This window comes from Nitrobacter vulgaris (genome assembly GCF_031453995.1).
In the GTDB taxonomy this organism is placed as follows: Bacteria; Pseudomonadota; Alphaproteobacteria; order Rhizobiales; family Xanthobacteraceae; genus Nitrobacter; species Nitrobacter vulgaris.
Window position 1 is genome coordinate 44,265 of record NZ_JAVDPZ010000015.1, and the last position, 22,772, is coordinate 67,036.

Genomic DNA, 22,772 nt, shown 5'->3' on the forward strand with positions numbered 1-22,772 from the left:
TCGATGTTGTATTTTACACGGTGGAAGGCGCTGGCGATCATCATGACCGCTCTCGCGATCTGCCTGTGCGCCGTGCCTAACTTCTTTCCCGAGGCACAGGTCAAGACATGGCCGAAATGGGCGCAACGCCACATCGTGCTCGGACTCGATCTTCAGGGCGGTTCATATCTGCTGCTTGAGGTCGATTCCAACTACGTCAAAAAAGAGAAGCTTGATCAGGTTCGCGATGACGCCCGCAAGGCGCTACGCGACGCACGGATCGCTTATACCGGCCTTGCCGCCAAGAATGGCGCCGTCGAGGTCCGTATCAGCAAAGAGGAGGAATTCCAGACCGCGCTAGGCAAGTTGCGTGAGTTATCGCAGCCGCTTGGAGGTCTGCTCGGCTCGAACGGCCAGCGTAGCCTCGAAGTCAGCAGCGCGGACGGCGGGCTGGTCCGCCTGACGGTGCCGCAGGCTGCCATCACTGACCGCATCCGCCAGTCGGTTGAACAATCGATTCAGATCATCGAGAAGCGCGTCAACGAGCTCGGCACCGTCGAGCCCCTGATCCAGCGTCAGGGCGCCGACCGCATTCTGGTACAGGTGCCGGGATTGCAGGACCCGACGCGGCTAAAGGAAATCCTCGGCAAGACCGCCAAGATGGACTTCCGCATGGTCGATTCGAGCGTTTCTCCTGATCAGGCCGTGCAGGGCCGGGTGCCTGCCGATTCCGACGTGTTGATGAGTTCGCAGGCGCCCAAGACGCCTTACGTCATCAAGAAGCAGGTGCTCGTCTCCGGCGGCGATTTGACCGATGCTCAGCCAGGATTCGATTCGCGTACCAGCGAGCCGATCGTGACTTTCCGCTTCAACAGCAACGGCGCGCGAAAATTCGCCCAGGCGACAACCGAAAACGTCGGACAGCCGTTCGCCATCATCCTCGACAATGAGGTGATTTCGGCACCGGTCATCCGTGAACCGATCACCGGCGGCTCCGGTCAGATTTCCGGGAATTTTACGGTGCAGGAGGCCAACGATCTTGCGATCCTGCTACGTGCCGGCGCGTTGCCGGCGCCGCTGACAATCATCGAGGAGCGCACAGTCGGACCCGGCCTCGGACAGGATTCGATCGAAAAGGGCGAACTCGCCGCCTATGTCGGATCGATCATGGTGATCCTGTTTATGCTGCTGACTTATCGGCTGTTCGGGGTATTTGCCAACATCGCCGTCGCCATCAACGTTGCCATGATCTTCGGCGTGCTATCGTTGCTGAACGCGACACTGACGCTGCCCGGCATTGCCGGCATCGTGCTGACCGTAGGCATCGCGGTCGATTCCAACGTGTTGATCTATGAACGCATCCGTGAAGAAATCCGGGGCGGTCGTACTGCTATTTCGGCCATCGACGCCGGCTTCAAGCGGGCGCTGGCAACGATTCTGGATTCCAACATCACGACGTTCATCGCTGCCGCCGTGTTGTTTTATATCGGCACCGGCCCGGTGCGCGGGTTCGCCGTAACGCTCGGCATCGGCATCATTACAACGGTGTTCACTGCATTCGAGGTGACCCGGCTGATCGTCGCGACCTGGGTGCGCTGGAAGCGACCGCAAACCGTGCCGATCTGATGACCCGGAGCCGGCTGTGACCCAATGGATCTTAATCGGGCTCGGTGCCCTCATCGTCGTACTGACCATCGTCAGTTGCTTCGGCCTGCTGCCTTCGCTGCGGATCGTTCCCGACGACACGCGTTTCGATTTCACGCGCTTCCGCCGCATCAGCTTTCCGATTTCCGCCGTGCTTTCGATCGTCGCGATCACGTTGTTCTTCACGCATGGCTTGAATTTCGGCATCGACTTCAAGGGCGGCACGCTGCTCGAGGTGCAAGCCAAGTCGGGCGAGGTTGACATCGCGGCGATGCGCTCGACGCTGAACGGTCTCGGCCTCGGCGATGTCCAGCTTCAACAGTTCGGCGGCCCGACGGAAGTTCTGATCCGCGTCGCAGAGCAGCCGGGCGGAGACGCCGCACAGCAGGCTGCGGTGCAGAAGGTGCGCGGCGCGCTGGGCGACAGCGTCAACTATCGCAGAGTCGAGGTGGTCGGGCCGCGCGTGTCCGGCGAACTCCTTGCCTACGGCATGGTCGGCCTGATGCTGGCGATCCTCGGCATCCTGATGTATCTCTGGTTCCGGTTTGAGTGGCAGTTTGCGCTCGGAGCCATGGTCGCGAACGTCCATGACATCGTGCTGACCATCGGCTTTATGTCGATTTCGCAGGTCGACTTCGACCTCACAAGCATCGCGGCGCTTTTGACAATCCTCGGCTACTCGCTCAACGACACCGTCGTTATTTACGACCGGATCCGCGAAATGCTGCGGCGTTACAAGAAAATGCCGATGCCCGAACTGCTCAACGCGTCGATCAACTCGACGCTTTCGCGCTCGATCATCACTCACGTCACGGTGACCCTGGCGCTGGTCGCTTTGCTGCTGTTCGGCGGACCGGCCATCCACAGCTTCACCGCGGTGATGACCTTCGGCGTGGTGCTGGTCGGTACCTACACCTCGATCTTTATCGCGGCTCCGATTTTGATCTACCTTGGCGTCGGTGAGAGCCGTGCCGATGTCGAGGAGAAGCCGGCCAAACCCGAGAAGCCGGCTAAATCGCAGAAGCCAGCAAAGCCGTGAGTGCCGACCCGCCGGGCGTGCCGCATCTTCCGCGGCCGGCCGTCATCGAGGCTTATGGCAACGGTGGCTTTCGCTTCGACACCATGTCGCATCGCGGTTCGCTGCTTTGCCTGCCGGACGGCGTCTGGGCGTGGCCCGTAACGCGCGCGGATGACATCGACCGTCATGCGCTGGCGCGTGTGTTTGCGGGCTCGCCTCTAATCGATACGCTGTTAATCGGTACCGGGACAGAGGTCTGGCTTGTTCCCACCGAGCTGCGTACAGCCCTGCGCCGCGTTAACATCGGAGTGGACACCATGCTCACGGGACCGGCGATCCGGACTTACAACATCATGCTGGGCGAACGGCGCAGGGTCGCGGCGGCGCTGATAGCCGTTCCATGATTTCCTCCCGCCATCGGCAGCGCCTGACGGCGCTGATAGCCGTTCCATGACAAACGCTAAATCAAGGCAGCGCCTGACGGCGTGATCGCCGTATAGTGGCAAGCGTCATGTTGATGAGCTCCCTATAGGTGAAAAACTCTAGCGCGCATGATTGTGGTGTCATGAACGGTACAACGGAGAACACGTCCGCGGCGTTTTGCGCGGAACTCGTGCGAACTCATGACTTCGACAACTATGCGACGACTTTGTTCGCACCGCTCCGGTGTCGTCGTGCTCTGCTGGCTCTCTATGCTTTCAACGTGGAGATCGTCAGGGTACGAGAGCAGATCACCCAGCCGTTGCCGGGCGAAATCCGCCTGCAATGGTGGATCGATATGGTTAGCGGCACTGGACATGGCGGCGTTGAAGGTAATCCAGTCGCGGCAGAACTTTTGCTAGCGATCCGGGATCATGGTCTGCCGGTCGAGCTGTTGTCGCGACTGATCGAAGCGCATCAGTTCGATCTCTACAACGATCCGATGCCGGACATGACGGCGTTAGAACGATACCTCGGCGATACATCGTGCGCGCTGTTTTCGCTCGCCTCGCGCGTCGTCGGACACCGATCAGACGAGACGGATCATCTGGCGCGACACGCTGGTCTCGCGGACGGCATGGCGCGGGTTATCGCCAAGTTCGGTTTTGACGCTTCGCGGCGGCAGTCGTATGTGCCGCTGCCGTTGCTGGAGCAGCACGGCGTCGATCTGGAACAGATGTTCGCGGGCCGGGACACGCCTTCACTTCGCGTGGCCATTGGCAAACTGGCCGATGAAGCACGATCGCATCTGGAGGTGGCGCTGGGTCTACTGCCCAATCTGCCGCCGCAGTCTCGGGGTGTCTATCTTCCACTCGCGCTTGCGCGTCGCGCGCTGAACGATGTCACCGGCCCTGACATCAATCCCTTTGTGCCGCGGCCCGTATCGCGGCTGCGTATCTTGTGGACCATGTGGCGGGCATCGCGCACTCGGCCGTTTCGCGGTTGAACGAGGTCAGGACGGCAACGCCCGGTCGGTCGATTCGAAGTTGAAGCGGTCTCGAAGGTTTTTCCGGCTACCCAGGATGTCGCGGAAGAATTCACGATCTTCCGGACTAGTGATCAACGGCTCAATCAGATCGATCTGATTCATTGCGATGAGTTGCAGGATTTCGGTGCGCACTTTGCCGCCGGCACCGCGTGGCAGGCGCGAAACGACCTGGATGTGCTCGGGGGGTTTCGGCTCGTTTGCAGCGGCGAGCGTGGAACGCAACCGCGCTTCGAGCCCGGGCAGGTCTGCCTCGACAAAGGCGTAAAGTCCGACACCGCTGCGGCGGTCCGCGAAGGCAACAATGGCGGCATCACGGACCGCAGGATTTTCCCTGATGCGCGCGACCAGCACAGGAGCATCGTTGACAAGACGTCGGCCCCCGCCTTCGCGGTCGGTGAAACTGAACAGGCCGCGCGTGACGGCTTGGTAGACCTTTTTGCCGGTCATCAGCCAAATGCGCGCAATGACCGACTTTCGCTCAAGTAACTTACGCTCGCGTGGCGTCAGGGCGTCGGGCGCATAAGTGCGTTTGTGTTTGAGAAGGTGCCGCAGGTCTTCGTAAGCAGCGATGCGAAACAGGCGTGATCGTCGTTTGAAGCACGCGGCGAGCTGGAAGTCCGTCAGATAGGCGTTGCCTTCGTTGCCGCGCAGCCAGTTCTGTTCCTTGGCAAGATCATTGTGGCATATGCCGGCGCGATGCAACTTGCGCAGCGCTGCCTTGGCCGATCGGAAGTAGGATAAGTCACCGTGGGGTCTGGCGAGATGCAGCGCCACGCCATCGATGAAGTCTCGCACCAATGCGCTGCGGCCGCTCCACAAAAGTTTTGGGCCGACGCCGAGATCGCGAGCGAGTGTCAGCGCCTTACGTTCCCGCTCGAACAAATGCCTCGCCACAAGGTGCGACCACCAGGGCACCTGATCGAGGCGCCGCAGCACCGCGTTGATCTCGCCGGAGGCTGTCCGAAGCCGCCCGCGCTCCACGGTCGAAAACACGTCGCGCTTCAGCAGGACTCCTTCAGTCCAGCTCATGGACAGGAATGCTGCGTCCTGCTTTGGAAGTGACATGAATGATCCTGGAGATGGCGTGTTGAACCTATGCCGCTGCTGCCGGACGAAGCGCATTCGCGATCCAGCGATCGAGGTCCGACAGCGCGCGCGCGCAGATCGCCTGTTTTTTTGCGATTGCCTTTTCGTTGCCGCGCAAACGAGTGCCGTCCGGCTTTTTGTTTGGTGGACTAGCGAGCGGGGGAAACAATCCGAAATTGATGTTCATTGGCTGGAACGAGCGTGGTCCCGCGTCAATGGTCTCGATATGGCCGCCCGTGATGTGGCCGAGCAGTGCACCCAACGCTGTGGTCTGCGGCGGGGCTTCAAACGTATGTGTCCGCGCATCCGCGGCGGCATAGAGTCCGGCTATGAGTCCGATAGCGGCGGATTCCACGTAACCTTCGCACCCGGTCATTTGTCCCGCAAAGCGCAGCCGCGGCTCGGCACGCAGCCGTAGCTGGGTGTCAAGGAGCTTCGGCGAGTTCAGAAATGTGTTGCGATGCAAGCCGCCGAGGCGGGCAAACTCCGCGCCTTCAAGACCAGGAATGGTACGGAAGATGCGAGTCTGCGCGCCATGTTTCAGTTTGGTCTGAAAGCCAACGATATTGTAAAGCGTGCCCAGTTTGTTGTCCTGGCGCAGCTGGACGACGGCGTAGGGCTTGGTGGTGGGATCGTGCGGATTGGTAAGGCCTACCGGCTTCATCGGACCGTAGCGCAGAGTTTCGCGGCCGCGTTCGGCCATGATCTCGATCGGCAGGCAGCCGTCGAAGTAGGGGGTATCGGTTTCCCAGTCTTTGAAGTCGACCTTCTCGCCCTCAAGCAGCGCGTCCACAAAGGCGTGATACTGCGCTTCGGTCAGCGGACAATTGATGTAATCGGCGCCGCTGCCGCCCGGACCAGCCTTGTCATAACGAGACTGGAACCAGGCTTTCGACATATCGATGGAGTCGCGATGAACGATTGGCGCGATTGCGTCGAAAAAGGCGAGCGCGGATTCGTCGGTCAATGCGCGGATCGCGGCGGCGAGAGGGGTCGAGGTGAGGGGACCCGTGGCGACGATGACGTTGCTCCAGTCCGCGGGCGGCAAGCTATCGATTTCGGCACGGTCGATCTCGATCAGCGGATGGGCGTCAAGGGTTTCGGTGACCGCAGCGGAAAAGCCATCGCGATCCACTGCGAGCGCGCCGCCTGCCGGGACCTGATTTGCATCGGCGCAGCGCATGATCAGCGACCCTAGCTGGCGCATCTCGGCATGTAAGAGTCCGACCGCATTGTTGGAAGCATCATCGGACCGGAACGAATTTGAACAGACCAGCTCCGCCAGCCCGTCGGTCCGGTGCGCCGCGGTCATTCGGTGCGGTCGCATCTCGTGCAGCATCACTCGAACGCCCTGACTCGCGACCTGCCAAGCGGCTTCCGAACCGGCCAGGCCGGCGCCGACGATATGGACCGTAGCGCGGGAGGATTCAAACTGTGTCATGGGACGAGGGGTAGCGCGTTTTCAAGCCAAAAGGAACGCGTTAGCGCGAGTAGCGGCGACGACACTCTCGTTTCCTTGTATGATCCGCCTTGGATCTGGAACAGAAATGGATGCTGATCCGGCACTTGCAACGCGTGGACGGTATTCGCGTCCGGACTTGGTCTGCCAGGAATGCTGACTGTGGAACGCAGCGGCTGCCTCGGTTGGCCAGCGAGCCAGTTCAAAAGCTCCCGACACCGAGACAGCCTTGCGAGAACGAACGTCTTTCGTCAATCCGAACTATCGAAGAACCGGTGCTTGCGCCCGTATGGGGGCAACAAGACGGACGGGAAATCGGCCGCGTAGCGCTTTTCTTTCTCCGTTTCCGGAGGCTCGTGTGCTGACGACGTTAAAGGGCTCTCGATCGCTTTACGATAGAGATGCCACGTCGCATGACCCAGCAACGGCATGACGATCGTGAGGCCGAGGAAGAAGGGAATCGACCCGAGCGTCAGCAGGACAACAACGATCAGACCCCATTCCGCAGCTGCGATCGGATTCTTCGCAACCACGCGCATTGACGTCAGCATGGCGTCGCTCATGTCGGCGTGTTGATGAAGCATCAGCGGGAACGATACAATGCTGATGCACAGCGCGACGGCCGCGAACAGGAACCCGACGCCGACACCGATCATGATCATGCGCCAGCCCTCGGACGTGGCGAAGACCTGCGTGAAGAAATCGGGCATTGCCGCTGCCGGAGTGTTACCGAAGGTGGACACGTAGATCGCGTGAGCCACTGCCACCCACACGAAGAAAATGACCAGGAGCAAGCCGCCCAGTCCAAGCATCGATCCAAACGACGGCGCCCGTAGCACTCCGAACGCATGCCAGGCGGAGGCTTCTTGGCCGAGTTCGCGCCGATAGCTCAGTTCATAAAGTCCTAGCGCCGCAAATGGCCCAATCAGGGCAAAACCGGCGGCGACCGGAAACAGGAGCGGCAGGACCGAGTAGCCAAGCGCAATTCGCGCTAAAACAATGCCAATTATGGGATAGATAACGCAAAGGACGATGGCGTGGCTGGGAACCGCCTTGAAGTCTTCCCAGCCCAACCTCAACGCATCGAGGAGGTCGGGTAAGCCGATGTGACGGACCACAGGTCTGTCTGCGCCGGCCATTCCCGAGTGTGACGTAATGTCAACAGGATAAGTGGCCATGTTCGTTGTCTCCCTTTCGCGGGTCGATCTCTGGCCGCCGGAAGGCGCGAGTTCGCCCCTTCGGAAACGATCACGATCAAGACCAGACGCAAGGGCAAGCAACCTGGTCTTGCCGCGACCTGTAAGACCATTCTAATTCCGATCTGCGATTTTAGTTGCTCACGGTTGAGTGAATTTTGATGTCACTCTGCGCCGGGTGACCGGCATGCCGGCACACGTTGGTTCAACTGCCTGCCGTTTTTGTTGTTGCAGCGGAGTGTGCAGGTTTGAATACGACTGGTGCCGAATGCGCTGCCAGCATGTCCGCATTGGCAAGCCACAGTGAGCCGGTTACTCTTTTGGCGATCCGGCGGAAATAGACGCGAGGTTCCGCCGCGAATTTGGTTCAAAGACTGAAGCAATTGGGAGCGGCACAATGAGCATATTTGGGAAGATCATGAGCGCCGTCTTCGGCACGCACGCCGAAGCGGCAACACCGACAGGTGAGGCGGGTAGCGGTGCTGCGCCCTCGTCGGAGGGCTCGGCATCGAAGGGCGTCGATGTCGCGGCCATTCTCGACAAAGCCGTCACCGCCAAGAAGGAAAAGCTGGCATGGCGGACCTCGATCGTTGATCTGATGTAGGCGCTTGATGTCGACTCCAGCCTGAGTGCTCGCAAGGAACTGGCGAAGGACCTGAAATACCCGGGCGACACCAACGATTCCGCGGCGATGAACGTCTGGCTGCATAAGCAGATGATGGCTCAACTGGCAGCTAACGGTGGCAAGTTGCCGCCCGACATGAAGCACTGATGGGATAGAAGAGCGCATCTGGACGGTCCGCTGATGGACACGTCGTCTCGATAAGAGAAAGGCGTGCGTTTTGATGAGGCTGCGAACGCATGCGTTAGACGCGGCCTCATTCCACTCGGTTGGCTTCTTCCGGATGCTTGTCGAGATAAGCGGCCACGAACTCGCAGCGGGCTGCGACCTTGAGGCCCTCAGCCCGGATCAGCGTCAGCGCGCCCTTCACCAACGTCGAGGCGATGCCACGGCCACGCAGTTCGCGTGGCACTTCTGTGTGAGTGATCACGACCATACCGGGCGCAAGGCGGTACTTTGCGAAAGCAACGCCGCCTTCGGCTTCAAGTTCAAACCGGCTCAGGGCTTTGTTGTCGTAGACGGCGGTCATGCCTGAGACGGGGCCTCGCGCCTTCTCACAAATTAGGCCTCAGCAGATCGGCATAGTCCGGATGTTTCTCGAGCCACGCCTTCACGAAGGGGCATTGAGCGCTAGCCCTGAATTTATCCGCGCGCACCTGATCCAGCGCGCCCTTCACCAGCTCTGAGCCGATGCCCTTGCCTTCGAGTTCGGGCGGCACCTTGGTGTGCGTGAAGACAAGAACCCCGTCCAGAAATCGATAGTAGGTTGCAGCGATATGCCCGTCCACTTCGAGTTCGTAGCGATGCTTTTCCATGTTGTTGACGACTTCGGACATTTCACAGCCTTTGCTCTTTATGCCTGAGAGGCAACATTCAAAGTTTTAGTGGGCCAGTCAACAGCCGCAGAACACCTGCGGCCCGTCATTTCTGCGCTATTGCTCGCCTTGGATGATGCCAGACCACGCTTGGATGAGGAGGGTTGGGTAAAGGCGTGTCAGCCGAAGTGCAACCCGCAGATTTGGACCCTTTGGTGCTGCCGGCGGACCCCGGGTCGCGCTATTTGGCCGCGGTTGGCTGGACAAGACCTCGGCGGGATGGCATCAAACCAGTCGGAATGCGAACCCTTGCGGAGGGTCCGTGAAACTCCCGCGACGGATTTGCGGCAATGAAGCAGTTTTTCCTCAAACTCTTTACCTGGTGGAACAGCCAGACCTTCGGTACGCAGCTTTGGACCGCGCGATTTGGCGAACTGGTCGGCAAAGACAGCCAGGGTAACTGCTATTACCGGACGCGCGGCGGGAAGATCGACCCGACGCTTGGCTTCGAGCGGCGCTGGGTGATCTACAATGGCCTTGCGGAAGCCAGCCGCATTCCGCCCGAGTGGCATGGCTGGATTCATCACGTCGTGGATGTTCCACCTACCAAAGAGAACTATCAGCCGCACGAATGGCAGAAGCCGCATGTGCCGAACATGACCGGGACGCCGGCAGCCTATCGGCCGTCCGGCTCGACGCTGGCGAGCGGCCGCCGTCCGAAGGCGACCGGCGATTACCAGCCCTGGACACCGGGGCAGTAGAAAAACCGGCATCAACGCGGTGATGCCGGTCTTCCGAGCCGGTTTTGCGAGCAAGCGCTGTCAGCGCTTGGTGCCCGCGAAAATGCCGCTGCCGAAATAATTATTGTCTCCCGAAATCCCAACGCGCCCACCCATTTCGCCGACCGGGCTGCTCGGACCCTGGAAGAAGCTGCCTTGCAGGGTCATGCTACGATTGTTGTTGTTACCGGCGATCGTACCGCCGAAATTGCGTGGGTCGTTGTCAAAATTAACGGTGCCGGAATAGTTGGTGTTGTCGAGATTGGTCACGCTCACCGCACCGGTGCGCGCTCCAAAATCAACGGTGTTCGAGAACCCTCCGGCGACGAAGCCTGCATTATTCACGTTGGCGATGACGTGTCCGGTATAGGTTGCTTGGCCTATCGTTGGGACGTCGCTGATGCTGCCCACTGGCCGGCCGGCGACCCAGGTGCCCACGAGGACTTCGCGCGGGGTTTGGGTGTTCGGATTGGTACTCGTCGATTCAACCGACCAGAAACCCCAGCGCGTATATTCGCACTGACAGGGCGTCAGGTTCGGAATTGCGCCGTTGACGATCTGGCTGGTGGCTGCGCCGTTGGCTGACACCATCACGCCGTTAACCGGTACGCCGTTGACAACACTGTTGTTGGGCGTATTCGCGTAGAAATTGTTGTAGTCTACGTAAGCGCTGTTGGCGGGACCGCTCGATCCCTTCGATCCGAACTCGAACAGCGCGTGAATCGTGCCGGCAAGCTGCGTGAACGGATTTCTCGAGTCGAACGCGTAGATATCCAGGTTTCCCTGTACGCGATTATTGGCGGCGTCGAGGGTGATTTCGGACGTGCCGCTTACCGGTCTCATCGTGGGCTGGTTGTCGTTGATGACGTCCACTCCGCCGACATATCCGCGCAGCGTCACCGACGGCCGGGCGTTGGGCGGGGGCGTGTTGTTGTCCGTCGGTAGAGAGTTGTGATTGTCCGGCGGTGATTTGTCCGTAAGCTGATCCTGTGCGATCTGTTGCACCGCCTCCGCCTGATTGGAGATCTGGATCGACTGGGTGAAAGCTGATGAAATCGCGCTGAGTTGCTCGACAATAGGGGGCGGAGCGGGCGTGGGAGGAGCACCCGATCCGGTCACCATTCCGTTGGAGGATCCTGTCGCTCTTTGCGCAGCCGTCGCAATATTCTTCGCCGATGCCGCGCCTGCGCGTACGCCGCCCGTTTGACCGGCCGCGCTCTGGAAGATAGCGATCTGCTGCTGCACGAACCCTGGCGGCGGTAGGTCGGGCGGCGTTGGGGGGGCACCGGCTTGTGTCTGTGTGAACTCGCCGGCGCCCAGCGCGACGGACCGGCCACCGGACGTGACGGTCATTGTGCCGTAGCCGGAATAGATGCCGCCTTTTCCGTCGGTCATCATCACGCCGCCACGAATGCCGATCAAAGCCGACGCGGTCTTGATCTCGGCATCGCCGTTGTGGCTGATCTGACCACCTACGAAACGCAGCGCGCCCTTGCCGAGAGTTGCCGCCAGCTTGCCGGTGTTGGCTTTCGGGTCATAGACGTATTCATCGATTGTGAGGTCGCTGTTCGGACCGATGGTCATCGAGGTCTTGTCGAGGAACAGCAACTGCACCGAGCCGCTAGATTTGGTCTGGATGTGTTCCTTGTGGGCGATCGATTGGCCGATGACGATGGTCTTCAGGTTGGCGGTTGCCGCGGGGTTGACTGCCGATGCGGTGCCGACCTGCTGAGCCTGCGCCGTTGCGCCCCCGAGCGCCAGTGCAGCCGCCGTCATCGCGATATAAAGCCCCTCCGTCCGGCTCATGGCAATTCCCGACACTCAAAACTGACAAACCCGGGACAAGTATAACCTTGAATAATCGGAATGCGCCAACCCCCGATCCTCTCAAAAACCCTATACGAGCGATTGATCGCGTCTGTTGCTGTAAATCCACGCTGAGCACCTGCATCCTCAGAACCTGCGGAGTGGGGCATGCTACCCGCCTTGCGGGTGGCGCCGATCCGGCACTAAAGGGGACAGCGGTTCGACCCTCGGTGTCGTCTGTATCTGCGTTCCGCGCGACCAGTTACTCGACGGGGATAGCGCGTTGCCGCAGCCGTCAGTGGACGCGGAGCAGGCCGCCCTTTCCCCGCCGCAATCGACGTGTTAACCGGATGCTGCGAGCGGCTCGGAGCCTTTAATCCCTGTACAATGGTCCGGCCCTGATTCGAGCCTCACAAAGCCGCACATGATGTTTCGAACTATTGTTATAGTCGGTTGTGCAGCTTTTGCGAGCGCTGCCCTCGTCGTTGCCGCGCCTTCTGCGCGCGCCCAAATTGGTAATATTTTTTCAGACTCCCCGCCGCGTCCGCCCGGCGCGATTCCACAGGGTCAGGTCGCGCCTGAGGACGACGAGGAAGAAGTGCCCGACTTGCCGCAACAAGGACGGGTGCTGCCGGCGCCCATGCATCCTGCGCCGGGGCAAGGTGCTCCACCGCCCGGCCCGGTTCAGTCCCAGCCACTGCCGCCGCCGCCCGGCACCACCGTGGTTCCGCAGAATTCCCCAAGTGGCAATGCTCCAGGTGGCGTAGCGGTCGCGCCGCCTTCACCTCCTAAGGCTCCCGAACAGAGTTCCACGCGACCGGCGCCGCCAACGCCGGCCACGCTGCAACCCGGCGACGAGGTCGTCACCGAGGCCCCGGCCGAGAAGGTTGTGAACAAGAAGGCGGCATTTTCCGGCCTCGACAAGATCACCGGTCGCATCATCCATTTTGATGAGGATGTCGGAGAAACAGTGCAGTTCGGCGCGCTGCGGGTGAAGACCAACGCTTGCTACACGCGGCCCGCGACCGAGGCCGCTAATACTGACGCCTTTGTCGAGGTCGATGAGATCACGCTTCAGGGCGAGGTGAAGCGGATTTTCTCCGGCTGGATGTTCGCGTCAAGCCCAGGCCTGCATGGCGTTGAGCATCCGATCTATGACGTCTGGTTGACCGACTGCAAGGATCCGGAGACGACTGTTATCGCCGCGCAGCCGGATGAGCCGAAGCCCGCGCCGCCTTCGACCAAGCGCCCACGGCCATCCGCGCGCCAGTCGCGTCAGCCGGCACCGCCATCCCAACCGGCGCCATCGCCTCCGCCACAACGGCAACCGCAGGGCAATCCTTCGTTCCCGCCATTCGGGCGATAGTCCTGAAAGCCTCAACTACGGTTGGCCGGCCGGGAGGCAATTTTGGGTGGCGCTCTCGTGATCCGTCCGTTGCTAACAATTTATTCGCATCTGAGGGCCTATTGCTCCGATCGGCCCGTTATCGTCGGCGATTCGAAACATTGCTAATCAGCCCATACGAGTGCCGCAGCCTAATTTTCTGGAGCTACTTACGATGCGTTTCATCGAGAATCTGCGAATCGGCACAAAGCTCGCGATCACATCGTTGCTCAGTGTCGTCATGGTTGTCGCACTGATCTATGCTCAGATGAGCGGTAGCGATGCGGTGCGCCAAGCTAACGAGAAAGCAGGAAATCAGAATCTGCTCGCAAAGAAAGGCATCGAAGCGAAATCATCGACTCGCGGCATGATAATCGGAGTCCGTGATATTCGTCTCGCAAGCACGCGGGCGCAGCTGCTGGCCGCACAAGAAGATGTCGTTAATCATTACAAGGCTGCACGGGGATTCATCAGTGAAGCCCTTAAGCTTTCGAAGTCGGCCGAAAACCGTGCGAGACTTGAGAAGATGAATCAGCTTGCCGACCAGTATCTGAACAATGCGGCCAAGCCGATTGGCGCAGCTCGCGGCGAATTGCTGGAGATCGAAGCAAAACAGGGTGCCGACATGAAGGCGGATGTCGGCGCAGGGCTTGCCAAGCTTGAGAATGAGGCTGTCCGACTGACGAAGGAAGTCGCCCTACCGACAGCGAAGGAGTTGGCCGAAGTCTCGGAGAAGGTCGTCGAGTTCGCCACGGGGCGCGTTGAAGAGGAAAAAGCAGCGGCGGCACGCGAAGGAGCGTCGGCTGAACGGATCTCGATGATGCTCGGTGCCGCGGTTGCACTGCTGCTAATCGGCGCCTGCGTCTTGTCGATCGTCACTATTGCTAAACCGATCTCGGCGCTGACCAAATCCATGCTGGAACTGGCCGAAGGCAATTTCTCGGTCGTGCTGCCAGGACTTGGCCGCAAGGACGAAGTTGGCGCCGTCGCTGCCGCCGTCGAGAGGTTCAAGGTCGTGTCCGAGCAGAAGGCTCGCGAGGAAGCCGAAGCGAAGAGGAATCAAGACGAGATTGCCACCCAGCAGCGGAAGGCCGACATGATCAAGCTGGCCGATTCGTTCGAAGCTGCCATAGGCGAGATCGTGGAAACAGTCGCGTCCGCCTCGACCGAACTGGAAGCCTCGGCCAGTACGCTGACTTCCACAGCCGAGCGGGCCCAGCACCTGACAACGACGGTTGCGGCTGCTTCCGAGGAAGCATCGACCAACGTTCATTCAGTTGCCGCCGCAACCGAAGAATTGGCATCGTCCGTCACCGAGATCGGCCGTCAGGTGCAGGAATCAGCGCGCATTGCGAATGAAGCAGTCGACCAAGCCCGCAAAACCAATGATCGCGTCGGTGAGCTGTCTCGTGCCGCGGGCCACATAGGAGAGGTCGTTGAGCTGATCAACACAATTGCAGGTCAGACAAACCTGCTTGCCCTCAACGCTACTATCGAGGCGGCTCGGGCGGGCGAGGCTGGCCGGGGCTTTGCGGTGGTTGCTTCCGAGGTGAAGGCGCTCGCCGAGCAGACCTCGAAAGCCACCGGCGAGATCGGCCAGCAAATTTCAGGCATCCAGGCCGCGACGCAGCATTCGGTCGATGCCATCAGGGAGATCGGCGGCACGATCGAGAAGCTTTCGGAGATTGCCTCGATCATCGCGGCAGCGGCGGAAGAACAAGGGGCTGCGACGCAAGAAATCTCGCGGAACGTGCAGCAGGCCTCGCAAGGGACCCAGCAGGTATCTTCCAACATTACTGACGTACGGCGCGGTGCGACGGAAACAGGCACAGCCTCGTCACAGGTGTTATCGGCGGCGCAGTCACTGTCCAGTGACGGAAACCGGCTTAAGCTCGAAGTCGGGAAATTCCTGAATTCAGTTCGAGCTGCGTAAAGACACTGGCACGCGCTGGGCGCGCCAAAGGCGTTCCGGTGCGGTCGATGGCAAGTGCCGAAGATGTCACCCGCGGCTGGCGATGATCCGGAGCGCTTCGGCGCCTGGTACCGGCTGGTCAAGCGGCAGCGTCCCGAAATCGGCGTCGCCTTCCAGCGCAACATCCAATAAGGCCCGATAGCGTCGGCGCGGGATTTCAATTGCACCGAATCCGCGCAGATGGTCGGTCACAAATTGGGTGTCGAGCAAGACGAAGCCTCCCGCGATCAATCGGGCGACCAGATGCACGAGCGCGACCTTCGACGCGTCCCGCACGACATGGAACATGCTCTCCCCAAAAAACGCGCGGCCGAGCCTGACGCCATAGAGGCCGCCCGCGAGTTGGTCATTTTGCCAGACCTCGACACTGTGACAATGGCCGAGTTCGTGCAGACCTACATAGAGTTCGCGAATACGACGGTTGATCCAGGTATTGTCGCGTCCAGGTTGTGGCGCGGCGCAGCCATCGATCACCGCGTCGAAGGCTGTATCGACGGTCACGGTGAAGCTGTCTGATCGGACGGTGCGCGCGAGCCGCGACGGGACTCGGAAGCTCTCGAGCGGAATGACGCCGCGCATCTTCGGCTCGACCCAGAAGAGCGTCGGATCGTCGACACTTTCCGCCATCGGAAAAATGCCGCAGGCATAAGCGCGCAGCAGCAGTTCGGGCGTGATCTCGGACGAGGCGGTCTCGCGGGACATCCAGAGTCTTATAGCAGAGCTCTAAGTCTACCGCGTCGATAATCTGCTAAAGCGCGTCCAAAAGTTCAGACTGTTTGCCAACAGATCCCGCTCGAACAAGCGGATACTGCATAGTGTTTTTGATCGCGCTATTTGCCTTGCCTGCAGTTCGCTTCTAATTCTGTGGAAACGAATTGAGCGCCGTTTTGAATCAGACGCCAGGTGCAGGCGCGTTTGCGGTTTGGTGCTGCCGTGCTCAGGCCGCGGTCGCAGATAAGGGTTCAGTGACTGGTGGAATTCCCCGGCGGAACCGCAACACGATACGCGTGCCTGCATGGGCGGGATCGCGTTCGGCTTGAGCGTCGAGCTTCTGCGCCATTGCGGAGACGATCCGCTGGCCCATCCCGGTCGAGCGCGGATCGGTCTTGGCATTGAGGCCAACACCATCGTCGGCGATTGACAGCACGACATCATCCCCATTGGTCGCGAGTTCGACGTGAATGGGGCCGGGGCCATCGGGATAAGCGTATTTGACTGAATTCATCACCAGTTCGTTGACGATGATTCCGATGGCCACGGCACGGTCGGGATCGATCTCGATCGGTTGGGCCTTCAGGTCGAGACGTGACAGTTGGTTGCCTTCGGTGGAACGTCGGAGATCCTCGAGCAGAGCTTCAAGATACTGGTTGAGCAGGACGCTCTTCAGGTCGTGTGAGGTATAAAGCCGACGATGCACCTGCGCCACTGCTGCCACCCGTCCCATTGCATTCGTAAGGGCGGCCTTGATGTCTTCCTCGGGGCTTGAGCTGGCTTGCAGGTGAAGCAGCGACGCGATGATCTGGAGGCTGTTGCCGATGCGATGATTGACCTCGCGCAGCAGCATCTCGCGCTCGGCGGCTAGCGCCGCATAGCGGTCGCGCGAGGCGCGGACCTCGGCTTCAGCCTCGTCGCGCGCTTTTCGAACGAGCGCTTGCCGGATCGCCACTTCAGCCGCGAGGTGCAACAGCGGAACGAATTCGCCGAGCGTATCTTTGACAAGATAGTCGGCAGCACCCGCTTTGAGCGCGGTCACTGCGATTTTTGAGTCTTGCGAGGCGGTGACGAACACCACGGGGGGCGCGTCGGGAATTGCCAGAATTCGTCTTAGTGTTTCCAACCCGTCCAGGCCAGGCATGTATTGATCGAGCGCTATCACATCGATGCCGCCATGCGCGATGCGTGCGAGCCCGGATTCGCCGTCGGGTGCATGCTCCACGCAAAATCCATGGCGCGTCAGGCCGCGCTCCACCAGGCGAGCCAGCGCCTTGTCGTCATCCACGTACAACAGGGTAGGCTTGAGTTTCATGGAGCGGCCTGAGGTACCTGGATGATGGAGAAAAACAGACCGAGTTGCCGGATCGCGTTGGCGAAACTGTCGTAGTTCACCGGCTTCGTAATGTAGACGCTGCATCCGAGTTCGTAGCAACGCTTGATTTCCTGAGAATCGTCTGTTGTCGTCAGCACGATTACTGGTGCGCACTTTAGAACTTTGTTTTCCTTCACGCGCCGCAGGATATCGATTCCGGTCATGTCAGGCAGATTAAGGTCGAGCAGGATGAGCAGCGCCTCTCCCTTATGAGGCATACCGTTGCCATCCGCCCCAAACAAGTAGTTGACGGCTTCCGTACCGTTGCTGAACGGCTTGATCTCATTATTGACACCGGAACGCCGAATATTGCGCTCAATCAGCCGGGCGTGCCCTTCATCGTCTTCGATCATGATGATGGTGACTGGCGTGGTCATGATTGTTTGTCCCGGTTGGTGCCGATCCATGCGACAGGAAGCGTAACGGTAAATGTGCTGCCGGTATTCAGCTCTGACGAGACCGATATGGTTCCTCCGAGCCTTCGCACCAATGCACGGACGTGTGCGAGACCGATACCCTGGCCCGGCCGGTCCTGCGGTCCCGCCCGGCGGAACAGATCGAAAATACGCTGGTGATCCTTCGGATCGATGCCGCGGCCGTTGTCTGTGATCTCAAAAATCGCGAAACCGAGCTTACGCCGACCGCGGATAGCAATATCACCGGGAACATTAGATTTGAGGTATTTCAAGGCATTGTCGATCAAATTGGAGAAAATCTGTTCGATCGCGATGCGGTCGCTGACAATATCCGGCAATGGTTCGACCCGGATCTGAGCGTTGGCCTCGGCGGCCTGATGCGCCACGGTGGATGCAATGCTCTCGATCAGGTCGCGCATGGTGATCGCAGAGGGATGAAATTCGCGACGGCCCTCGCGGGTGAGGCTGAGGATCGCGCTGATCAGCCGGTCCATCTTGGCGATCGACGACTTGATGAACCCGAGCGCCTCGGTGAAATCCTGCGACAATTGCTTGTCCGGTTCGTCGAGAACCGGTTCGGTGGCGGCCGCTGAATCTTCCGTCGCCGGAGGCGGGAGGCCGCCGGGCCGGCTCAGGTCCGCGATCCGTTTGAAGAGGTCGCCGCGCAGTTCCTCGAGCTCGCTGGTGAAACCCATAATGTTGACCAGCGGCGAGCGCAGGTCGTGGCTGACGATATAGGCGAAACGCTGGATTTCCTCATTGGCCTCGCGGAGGTCGCTGGTGCGTTCCTTGACGATGGACTCGAGATTGAGATTGTTATCGCGCAACTGGGCTTCGGCGACGTCGCGCGCGCGGCTTGAGCGTCGCACCAGGAAGATCGACAGCCCTGCGAACACCACGACCAGTCCCGAACCGATGCTGGTGATCGATGCCGAGAGCGACTGGCTTGCATCGGCCGATGTCACCCGCGCCGAGAACAGGCGACTTTCCTCAGCCCTCATCTCGCTGGCGAGGTTACGGATATGCCCCATGGTGTCACGGCCGGCCTCCTGGCGCGCGATCTCGGCAGCTTCGTTCTGCCGGTTCGCCAGCGTCAGGTCGATGCCCCGCCGCAACTGCTCGATCCGTTGATAGGTCTGCGGGATCATCTGCTGGAGCCGCTGCTGCTGATAGGGATTATCGATCGTCAGCGTCTTGAGCCGCTCGATACTCGGCGAAATCTGGCTGCCCGCTTCCTCGAAGGCGCTGCGGAATTCCGGCCTCTGCGTCAGCAGGAAGCCGCGCTGCGCGCTTTCGGCGCGCCGCATCTGCAACAGGGCCAGCGAGATTTCATTCTCGATTTCCATGCTGTGCAGAACCCAGCGTGCGTCGTGGCGTGCCTTGTTGACAAAATAGACGGACATCGCACTGATCAGCGTCAGAACCACCAGACCTGCCGTCAGCAGGATCAGCTGGCCAAGCGCAGTGCGTGACGATCTGGTGGACGTCACCGTGATCGCATCATGTTCGGATCGAGACAGTCTGAATCGCCCCCGCGCGGTTACCAGCTATTTGCTAAACGTCTCAATCCGCAGTCGGTTCCGCACTTCTGCCCTACATAATCTCAGTCCGGGCGGAGTGGGTTCAGGCTCCTGTCAGACCGCCGCTGGAGAGGTACTGCTCCAGCCAATGGATGTGGTAGTCGCCGTCGATAATGCTCGCCTCGCGAACCAGCGCCCGGAACAGGGGCAAGGTGGTCTCCACACCATCCACAACCATCTCGTCGAGTGCTCTGCGCAACCGCATCAAGCATTCGGCGCGCGTCTTGCCGTGAACGATCAGCTTGCCTACCAGCGAGTCGTAATAGGGCGGGATCACATACCCCTGATAAACGGCGGAATCGATCCGGACGCCGAGTCCGCCCGGTGGATGAAATTGCGTGATTTTGCCGGGGGAGGGACGGAAGGTGACGGGATTCTCTGCGTTGATGCGGCACTCGATCGCGTGGCCGCTCACGACGATTTCCTTCTGGGTGGCGGGAAGGTCGCCGCCGGCGGCGATACGGATCTGCTCCAGCACCAGATCGATGTCGGTGATCATCTCGGTAACAGGGTGCTCGACCTGAATGCGAGTGTTCATCTCGATGAAGTAAAACCTGCCGTCCTCGTAGAGGAATTCGACAGTGCCGGCGCCGCAGTACCTTATCTCGCTCATGGCACGGGCAACGGTTTCGCCGATCTTGTTTCGGGCTGCCGCCGTCAGCGCAGGCGAGGGGCCTTCTTCCCAGACCTTCTGGTGGCGCCGCTGCAGCGAGCAGTCGCGTTCTCCCAGATGAATGGCACCGCCGCGGCCATCGCCAAGCACCTGAATTTCGATGTGACGCGGCTTCTGCAGATATTTCTCCAGATAGACGGAAGCATCGCCGAACGCCGCTCGCGCCTCGTTCCCCGCGGCCGAGATCGCTATCATCAGGTCGTCGGCTGTCTTGACGATCTTCATGCCGCGCCCGCCGCCGCCGGCGGCCGCCTTCACCAGCACGGGAAAGCCGATCGCCTTGGCAATCGCCATGGCGTCGTCGTCGGGACCGATGCCGCCATCGGAGCCCGGGACCACCGGAATGCCGAGCCGCTTCGCGGTCTTCTTGGCTTCGATCTTGTCGCCCATGAGGCGAATGTGCTCGGCCTTGGGACCAATGAAATGCAGGCGATGGTCGGCGAGAATTTCGGCGAAACGGGCGTTCTCAGACAAAAAGCCGTACCCGGGATGTACCGCATCGGCGCCAGTGATCTCGCAGGCTGCCAGCAGCGCCGGGATGTTGAGGTAGCTGTCCTTCGTTGGCGGCGGTCCGATACAAACGCTTTCGTCCGCGAGCCGGACATGCATGGCGTCGGCGTCGGCGGTGGAATGTACCGCCACGGTCGCGATACCGAGCTCCTTGCAGGCGCGCAGGATGCGCAGGGCGATCTCGCCGCGATTGGCTATCAGGATTTTGTCGAACATTACTGCGTCCGCGGTTCGAACGGCGTCATTCAATGATGACCAGCGGCTCGCCGAACTCGACGGGCTGGCCATCCTCGACCAGAATCTGCGTGACGGTGCCCGACCGCGGCGACGGAATCTGGTTCATGGTCTTCATGGCTTCGATAATCAGCAGCGTCTGACCTGCGGCGACCTTGGAGCCGACCTCGATGAAGGGTTTGGCGCCGGGTTCCGATGCCCAATAGACCGTTCCGACCATTGGCGAAGGAACCATGCCCGGATGCTTGCTGATGTCGGCGACGCTCGCAGCCGGCGCGGCGGCAGGGGCGGGCGCAGCCTGATAGGCGGCCGGTACTGCCGCCCCGACGGTGACATTGCGTGCGACACGTACGCGAAGTCCGTCGCGCTCGATTTCAATTTCCGTGAGCCTGGTCTCGTCGAGCAGCGCAGCGAGCTCGCGGATCACATCGCTCTCCTCGCGCGTTTCGTTGCCGGTTTTGATTTTTGTAGGTTCTCCGGGCTGGCGGGACATGATCTCGATCCGAAACTTTCTGGGAAAATGACTGATATGTCAGGGTTACTTTTTCGACGAGCTCACCGCGCCGATTTTGGCGGCAAGGCCATTGATCGCTAGTCGGTAGCCATCAATCCCGAAGCCGGACAGGCTTGCGAACGCGGCTTTTGCCGTGAAGGAATGATGTCGGAAGTCCTCGCGCGCATGGATGTTGCTGATATGAACTTCGACGGTCGGAATTTTGACGGCAACGAGCGCGTCATGAAGTGCAATAGAGGTGTGCGAGTAGCCGCCGGCGTTGATGACGATACCGGCCGCCTGTTTTGCATGAGCCTCATGGATGAAATCGATCAGTTCGCCCTCACGATTTGACTGGCGGCAATCCGCAGCCAGTCCAAAATCGGTGGCCGTTTCGGTGCAAAGCTTTTCGACGTCAGCAAGGGTGGCGCGACCATAGGTGTCCGGCTCTCTCGTCCCTAGCATATTAAGGTTCGGGCCGTTGAGCACGTAAATCGTTTTGGCCATCTGAATTCCCGAAACGGTCTCCGCCGCTGCGCGCCGGGGTTCGGGTCGTTATATGTAACAAGGGAGCTAAGGGGAAGCCTGAACACTCTCGGATTCGGTTTCAATATACCTCACGCTATTCGCGAGGAATCTTTTAGAACATACGGAAATTATTCGTTAACCAACGTGAACCTGGTACGGAGTGGGCGTCGCCCAGTTGAGCGGTCCCCCGCGGCACGGGTCCAGGATGGAGGACCCGCGCCGCCAATAGGAACTTAGATCAGGCATCCAGAACCGCTACGATCTCCAGGGTGCGCGGGTCCACGACAACAATCTCGTTGCGGACCAAGAAGAACTGATAGCCGCTCCAGGCCGGATAAATGTCAACGATTGCCGTTGGCAGAGGGTAGAAATTCACCGTTCGCGGCACCCGAGTTCCAACCGCAATCGAGAAATTGACATTGGTGACTGGCTGAACCCTTTCGTTCCTGATGACCGTTGTGATCTTGCTGCGTTGTTCGGTCGAAAGCTTGGCGCCGGAACTCGCCTGACCCGTGGTCGTGGTTGACTTCCTGTTGCTGTCGCCAGCGCTCTTGGAAGAGTCCGAATCCCTTCCGGTTCGCTCTGCGGAATTCCGATCGCGATCCTTGGACTTTCCGTCTCGGTCCTCAGCCCGCTGGTTTCGGTCGTCCTTTCTATTGCGGTCCTCGCTCCGCATGTTCTTCTCAGATTTGCCGGGATCACTGCTCTGCGACCGCATGGAGTTCGACCTGTCGTGATCCATGTCGCTCCGAGCGCCTCGGTTTTCATGAGAGGACTTTTCGTAAGAGTCCGTCGGCTTCGCCTGCATGTCGGAACTCGGAGATGGCCGATCGGTCGCGCCGGACGTCGACGGTGCACTTTGCGAAGCGGCTGATCCGCCGCCGGCGCCTTGGCTCATACCTTGCGCGTAAGCAAATCCGGTTCCAGCAATCAACACCGCGGCGGTTGATACGAGAAAGTGTTTGGTCATCGCTGTCTCCTCAGTGCGTGGGATGCCTTCAACAACGGCGCGATGAGGAGCGAT

The 22,772-nt window shown here is 60.1% G+C and carries 21 protein-coding genes and 1 pseudogene; 8 read left to right on the forward strand and 14 right to left on the reverse strand.

Annotation, left to right across the window (positions count from 1 at the left end; translation table 11 throughout):
* Positions 1-3 precede the first annotated feature (3 nt).
* The 4 genes from secD (at position 4) to GGQ85_RS11100 (ending at position 4,067) form a co-directional block, all read left to right on the forward strand.
* Positions 4-1,605 carry a protein translocase subunit SecD gene (secD, locus tag GGQ85_RS11085; RefSeq protein ID WP_309774566.1) on the forward strand — a complete coding sequence of 534 codons (1,602 nt, stop codon included), beginning with the start codon at positions 4-6 and terminating at the stop codon, positions 1,603-1,605.
* A gap of 16 nt (positions 1,606-1,621) precedes the next feature.
* Complete coding sequence (secF, locus tag GGQ85_RS11090) at positions 1,622-2,662, forward strand: protein translocase subunit SecF (RefSeq protein ID WP_309774567.1); 1,041 nt, start codon at positions 1,622-1,624, stop codon at positions 2,660-2,662.
* Positions 2,659-3,045 carry an Mth938-like domain-containing protein gene (locus GGQ85_RS11095; RefSeq protein WP_079446894.1) on the forward strand — a complete coding sequence of 129 codons (387 nt, stop codon included), beginning with the start codon at positions 2,659-2,661 and terminating at the stop codon, positions 3,043-3,045. The genes secF and GGQ85_RS11095 overlap by 4 nt, the downstream gene beginning before the upstream one ends.
* A gap of 161 nt (positions 3,046-3,206) precedes the next feature.
* Positions 3,207-4,067 carry a phytoene/squalene synthase family protein gene (locus tag GGQ85_RS11100; protein WP_309774568.1) on the forward strand — a complete coding sequence of 287 codons (861 nt, stop codon included), beginning with the start codon at positions 3,207-3,209 and terminating at the stop codon, positions 4,065-4,067.
* A 6-nt stretch (positions 4,068-4,073) separates the two neighbouring features.
* Here the strand turns inward: GGQ85_RS11100 and GGQ85_RS11105 are convergent, their stop codons facing one another.
* From GGQ85_RS11105 to GGQ85_RS11115, 3 genes are all read right to left on the reverse strand, one after another.
* Complete coding sequence (locus tag GGQ85_RS11105; protein ID WP_309774569.1) at positions 4,074-5,174, reverse strand: serine/threonine protein kinase; 1,101 nt, start codon at positions 5,172-5,174, stop codon at positions 4,074-4,076.
* A gap of 28 nt (positions 5,175-5,202) precedes the next feature.
* Positions 5,203-6,636: a methylenetetrahydrofolate--tRNA-(uracil(54)-C(5))-methyltransferase (FADH(2)-oxidizing) TrmFO gene (trmFO, locus tag GGQ85_RS11110; protein ID WP_309774570.1), complete on the reverse strand. Its 1,434-nt coding sequence runs from the start codon at positions 6,634-6,636 to the stop codon at positions 5,203-5,205.
* 269 nt (positions 6,637-6,905) lie between these two features.
* On the reverse strand, positions 6,906-7,832 hold the full coding sequence (locus GGQ85_RS11115) for a DUF2189 domain-containing protein (RefSeq protein WP_079446891.1): 927 nt from the start codon (positions 7,830-7,832) through the stop codon (positions 6,906-6,908).
* A gap of 415 nt (positions 7,833-8,247) precedes the next feature.
* On the opposite strand from GGQ85_RS11115, the pseudogene GGQ85_RS11120 reads away from it, so the two are divergent.
* Positions 8,248-8,622, forward strand: a pseudogene (locus tag GGQ85_RS11120) (DUF3597 domain-containing protein).
* A 106-nt stretch (positions 8,623-8,728) separates the two neighbouring features.
* Here GGQ85_RS11120 and GGQ85_RS11125 read toward each other — a convergent pair.
* Entirely contained in the window at positions 8,729-9,001 is a 273-nt protein-coding gene (locus GGQ85_RS11125) for a GNAT family N-acetyltransferase (RefSeq protein ID WP_309774571.1), read from the reverse strand.
* Between the two features lie 25 nt (positions 9,002-9,026).
* The gene (locus GGQ85_RS11130; RefSeq protein WP_079446888.1) at positions 9,027-9,308 is read right to left on the reverse strand and encodes a GNAT family N-acetyltransferase; all 282 of its coding nucleotides are present in this window, start codon (positions 9,306-9,308) and stop codon (positions 9,027-9,029) included.
* A gap of 329 nt (positions 9,309-9,637) precedes the next feature.
* On the opposite strand from GGQ85_RS11130, the gene GGQ85_RS11135 reads away from it, so the two are divergent.
* Complete coding sequence (locus GGQ85_RS11135) at positions 9,638-10,048, forward strand: NADH:ubiquinone oxidoreductase subunit NDUFA12 (protein ID WP_309774572.1); 411 nt, start codon at positions 9,638-9,640, stop codon at positions 10,046-10,048.
* A gap of 60 nt (positions 10,049-10,108) precedes the next feature.
* Here GGQ85_RS11135 and GGQ85_RS11140 read toward each other — a convergent pair whose 3' ends face one another.
* A complete protein-coding gene (locus tag GGQ85_RS11140; protein ID WP_309774573.1) occupies positions 10,109-11,872 on the reverse strand; it encodes a FecR family protein in 1,764 nt (587 codons plus the stop codon).
* Positions 11,873-12,299: 427 nt separating this feature from the next.
* Here GGQ85_RS11140 and GGQ85_RS11145 point away from each other — a divergent pair, with 427 nt between their 5' ends.
* The gene (locus GGQ85_RS11145; protein ID WP_309774599.1) at positions 12,300-13,238 is read left to right on the forward strand and encodes a DUF2155 domain-containing protein; all 939 of its coding nucleotides are present in this window, start codon (positions 12,300-12,302) and stop codon (positions 13,236-13,238) included.
* Positions 13,239-13,431: 193 nt separating this feature from the next.
* The gene (locus GGQ85_RS11150; protein WP_309774574.1) at positions 13,432-15,189 is read left to right on the forward strand and encodes a methyl-accepting chemotaxis protein; all 1,758 of its coding nucleotides are present in this window, start codon (positions 13,432-13,434) and stop codon (positions 15,187-15,189) included.
* A gap of 66 nt (positions 15,190-15,255) precedes the next feature.
* On the opposite strand, the gene aat is transcribed toward GGQ85_RS11150, so the two are convergent.
* The 8 genes from aat to GGQ85_RS11190 all read right to left on the reverse strand — a co-directional run bounded on the left by aat (position 15,256) and on the right by GGQ85_RS11190 (position 22,718).
* Complete coding sequence (gene aat, locus GGQ85_RS11155) at positions 15,256-15,930, reverse strand: leucyl/phenylalanyl-tRNA--protein transferase (protein WP_079446885.1); 675 nt, start codon at positions 15,928-15,930, stop codon at positions 15,256-15,258.
* Between the two features lie 235 nt (positions 15,931-16,165).
* Positions 16,166-17,254, reverse strand: a complete 1,089-nt coding sequence (locus GGQ85_RS11160; protein ID WP_309774575.1) for a sensor histidine kinase — start codon at positions 17,252-17,254, stop codon at positions 16,166-16,168.
* Positions 17,251-17,691 carry a response regulator gene (locus GGQ85_RS11165; protein WP_079446883.1) on the reverse strand — a complete coding sequence of 147 codons (441 nt, stop codon included), beginning with the start codon at positions 17,689-17,691 and terminating at the stop codon, positions 17,251-17,253. Before GGQ85_RS11165 ends, GGQ85_RS11160 begins: the two co-directional genes overlap by 4 nt.
* Positions 17,688-19,220, reverse strand: a complete 1,533-nt coding sequence (locus tag GGQ85_RS11170) for a sensor histidine kinase (protein WP_087881151.1) — start codon at positions 19,218-19,220, stop codon at positions 17,688-17,690. The genes GGQ85_RS11165 and GGQ85_RS11170 overlap by 4 nt, the downstream gene beginning before the upstream one ends.
* A gap of 133 nt (positions 19,221-19,353) precedes the next feature.
* On the reverse strand, positions 19,354-20,709 hold the full coding sequence (gene accC / locus GGQ85_RS11175; protein ID WP_309774576.1) for an acetyl-CoA carboxylase biotin carboxylase subunit: 1,356 nt from the start codon (positions 20,707-20,709) through the stop codon (positions 19,354-19,356).
* A gap of 25 nt (positions 20,710-20,734) precedes the next feature.
* Positions 20,735-21,220 carry an acetyl-CoA carboxylase biotin carboxyl carrier protein gene (gene accB, locus GGQ85_RS11180; RefSeq protein ID WP_309774577.1) on the reverse strand — a complete coding sequence of 162 codons (486 nt, stop codon included), beginning with the start codon at positions 21,218-21,220 and terminating at the stop codon, positions 20,735-20,737.
* Positions 21,221-21,265: 45 nt separating this feature from the next.
* The gene (gene aroQ / locus GGQ85_RS11185) at positions 21,266-21,727 is read right to left on the reverse strand and encodes a type II 3-dehydroquinate dehydratase (RefSeq protein ID WP_079446879.1); all 462 of its coding nucleotides are present in this window, start codon (positions 21,725-21,727) and stop codon (positions 21,266-21,268) included.
* Between the two features lie 259 nt (positions 21,728-21,986).
* Positions 21,987-22,718 carry a DUF1236 domain-containing protein gene (locus tag GGQ85_RS11190; RefSeq protein ID WP_309774578.1) on the reverse strand — a complete coding sequence of 244 codons (732 nt, stop codon included), beginning with the start codon at positions 22,716-22,718 and terminating at the stop codon, positions 21,987-21,989.
* Positions 22,719-22,772: the final 54 nt, after the last annotated feature.

Bases quoted from the DNA above. Each gene is read 5' to 3' on its own strand.
- secD (WP_309774566.1), top strand. From the start codon at position 4: ATGTTGTATTTTACACGGTGGAAGGCGCTGGCGATCATCATGACCGCT.
- GGQ85_RS11100 (WP_309774568.1), top strand. From the start codon at position 3,207: ATGAACGGTACAACGGAGAACACGTCCGCGGCGTTTTGCGCGGAACTC.
- GGQ85_RS11105 (WP_309774569.1), bottom strand. From the start codon at position 5,174: ATGTCACTTCCAAAGCAGGACGCAGCATTCCTGTCCATGAGCTGGACT.
- trmFO (WP_309774570.1), bottom strand. From the start codon at position 6,636: ATGACACAGTTTGAATCCTCCCGCGCTACGGTCCATATCGTCGGCGCC.
- GGQ85_RS11115 (WP_079446891.1), bottom strand. From the start codon at position 7,832: ATGGCCACTTATCCTGTTGACATTACGTCACACTCGGGAATGGCCGGC.
- GGQ85_RS11125 (WP_309774571.1), bottom strand. From the start codon at position 9,001: ATGACCGCCGTCTACGACAACAAAGCCCTGAGCCGGTTTGAACTTGAA.
- GGQ85_RS11130 (WP_079446888.1), bottom strand. From the start codon at position 9,308: ATGTCCGAAGTCGTCAACAACATGGAAAAGCATCGCTACGAACTCGAA.
- GGQ85_RS11135 (WP_309774572.1), top strand. From the start codon at position 9,638: ATGAAGCAGTTTTTCCTCAAACTCTTTACCTGGTGGAACAGCCAGACC.
- GGQ85_RS11140 (WP_309774573.1), bottom strand. From the start codon at position 11,872: ATGAGCCGGACGGAGGGGCTTTATATCGCGATGACGGCGGCTGCACTG.
- GGQ85_RS11145 (WP_309774599.1), top strand. From the start codon at position 12,300: ATGTTTCGAACTATTGTTATAGTCGGTTGTGCAGCTTTTGCGAGCGCT.
- GGQ85_RS11150 (WP_309774574.1), top strand. From the start codon at position 13,432: ATGCGTTTCATCGAGAATCTGCGAATCGGCACAAAGCTCGCGATCACA.
- aat (WP_079446885.1), bottom strand. From the start codon at position 15,930: ATGTCCCGCGAGACCGCCTCGTCCGAGATCACGCCCGAACTGCTGCTG.
- GGQ85_RS11160 (WP_309774575.1), bottom strand. From the start codon at position 17,254: ATGAAACTCAAGCCTACCCTGTTGTACGTGGATGACGACAAGGCGCTG.
- GGQ85_RS11165 (WP_079446883.1), bottom strand. From the start codon at position 17,691: ATGACCACGCCAGTCACCATCATCATGATCGAAGACGATGAAGGGCAC.
- accC (WP_309774576.1), bottom strand. From the start codon at position 20,709: ATGTTCGACAAAATCCTGATAGCCAATCGCGGCGAGATCGCCCTGCGC.
- accB (WP_309774577.1), bottom strand. From the start codon at position 21,220: ATGTCCCGCCAGCCCGGAGAACCTACAAAAATCAAAACCGGCAACGAA.
- aroQ (WP_079446879.1), bottom strand. From the start codon at position 21,727: ATGGCCAAAACGATTTACGTGCTCAACGGCCCGAACCTTAATATGCTA.
- GGQ85_RS11190 (WP_309774578.1), bottom strand. From the start codon at position 22,718: ATGACCAAACACTTTCTCGTATCAACCGCCGCGGTGTTGATTGCTGGA.